The organism is Glaciecola sp. SC05, from assembly GCF_041380235.1.
In the GTDB taxonomy this organism is placed as follows: Bacteria; Pseudomonadota; Gammaproteobacteria; order Enterobacterales; family Alteromonadaceae; genus Glaciecola.
Window position 1 is genome coordinate 1 of sequence record NZ_JBGIYY010000043.1, and the last position, 1,955, is coordinate 1,955.

2 protein-coding genes are annotated in these 1,955 nt (G+C 46.8%); both read right to left on the reverse strand.

What is annotated here, in order from left to right:
* Nucleotides 1–71 precede the first annotated feature (71 nt).
* Nucleotides 72–848, reverse strand: coding sequence for an IS21-like element helper ATPase IstB (gene istB / locus AB9H30_RS19255; RefSeq protein WP_371196416.1), 777 nt, complete (start codon nucleotides 846–848; stop codon nucleotides 72–74).
* Complete coding sequence (gene istA / locus AB9H30_RS19260) at nucleotides 832–1,863, reverse strand: IS21 family transposase (RefSeq protein ID WP_371196417.1); 1,032 nt, start codon at nucleotides 1,861–1,863, stop codon at nucleotides 832–834. The genes istB and istA overlap by 17 nt, the downstream gene beginning before the upstream one ends.
* Nucleotides 1,864–1,955 lie beyond the last annotated feature (92 nt).

Sequence of the window (1,955 nt, forward strand, 5' to 3'; positions counted from 1 at the left end):
TTGTCAACGGCAGTTTAAATTTGACCCCCTTTGGGTTTAAATCGGCAATTGAATTTTGACCCCCTCCCTTTTTAGATTTCACCGATAATCGGAGCTATCCCAATTTTCTTTTTGTCTTTTAAACGATAGCTTTCGCCGCTAATTTGTACGACATGACAGTGGTGTAAGAGTCTGTCTAGCATGGCTGCGGTTAACGTTGCATCATTAGCAAATGCACCTGCCCACTGACTAAACGGCAGATTGCTAGTAAGAAGTGTACTGCCTCGCTCATAACGCTTTGCAATAACATTAAAGAACAAGTTCGCTTCCTCACGGCCAAACGGCAAGTAGCCAATCTCGTCAATGATAAGTAGCTTGGGACTCATCACTACACGTTGTAGGTAGTTTTTCAGTTTGCCTTGGTTATTTGCAGTCGCCAGTTGCAACATCAAATCGGCAGCGGCAATGAAACGCACTTTAGTGCTCGCCATTATCGCTTTATATCCCAATGCAATCGCCAGATGCGTTTTGCCCACGCCGCTTGGCCCGAGCATCACAACATTCTCAGCTCGCTCAATAAAGCTTAAGCCCGCTAACTCTGTCAGTTGCGATTTAGGTACGCCGCTGGCGAAGTTAAAATCATATTCTTCCAAGGTTTTAATGTTGGGTAAGCCTGCGAATTTGAGTAGCGTGGTTTTGGTCCGCTGTGTTTTGGCTACTAGCTCTTCTGTGAGTAGCTTTTCAACGAAGTCAGCGTAGGAGCCTTCATTGGCTAAGTGGTGTTTAGCGATATTTGGCCATACTTCTGCGATAGCTTGTAAACCAAGTTGCTCACAAGCATCGGCAATACGCTCAGACTGTAAGTTCATGTACGCCTCCCACTTGGTCATATACGCTCAAGGGGTGCTGTATGCTCTCAAATGGCGTAGGCAGAGCCTGCCTTGCTGGCGTCGCCGTTACACTGCCGACATACAACGGCAATGGCAGTAGCGCGTCTTGCTCATCAATTAAACGCGTGTTGGGTATTTCGCCCGTCGTGCCATGCACTCTTGCATTGGCTGTTTGTGCCAACCAGCGACCCACATAACCGTTTGCGGTGTGCACATCCAGCATTAGACCCGAACTTCTTAATGTCGCTTGCAGCGGCACAACGAAGCTGGCTTTTAAATAGCGATTAAAGCGCTCGACCTTACCTTTCGTTTTCGCTCGATAAGGTCTGCATACCTTGGGTGTAAATCCATAATCTTCTGCTACGGCAAGTAACTTCGCATTCCATCTATGCTCCCCCTCTGCGTAGGCATCCCGCTCAATCATTATCGTTTTTGCATTGTCGAATAATACTTCATGCGGCACGCCGCCAAAGTATTCGAAGCTAGCTCTTAAACCCTCCATCCATGCTTCGGTACGCTCGTGGTCAAAGAACTTAACGTAAGTAGCGCGTGAATATCCCAGCGTTGCGACAAACGCTTTAAGCGCCCGATTGCCTCGTCTGATGATGGTAAAGTCAACTTGCATCTGCTTACCTGGCGGTGTTTCAAACCGCACTAACGGCTCGGCTTCACTTGTCGGTTTCAGTGTCGCGATGTATTGACTTAATATGCGGATTTTACCTGTATAGCCTTGCTCTAATATCTCTTGATAGAGCTCAACAGCGGGGATCCAGTCTGGATGCGCAGCCGCAATACGCGATTGAAGATACGCTTTAAAAGGTGCTAACTTGCTGGGTTTGACTACCTTACGCTCGTATCGCATTGGGCAATCTGTTTGCTGTAGATACTTCTTAACTGTGTTTTTAGAAAGCCCCGTTTCTCGCGCTATCCCTTTAATTGATTGACCTTGTTTATTGAGTACTTTAATGGTCACAACCATCTCCTGATTTAACATCGATAGGCGGCCTTTTTACAAAAGCCCCTAGTTTACCTCAGGGGGTCAATTTTCAATTGCCGTTAGGGGTCATTTTTACACTGCCGTTAACA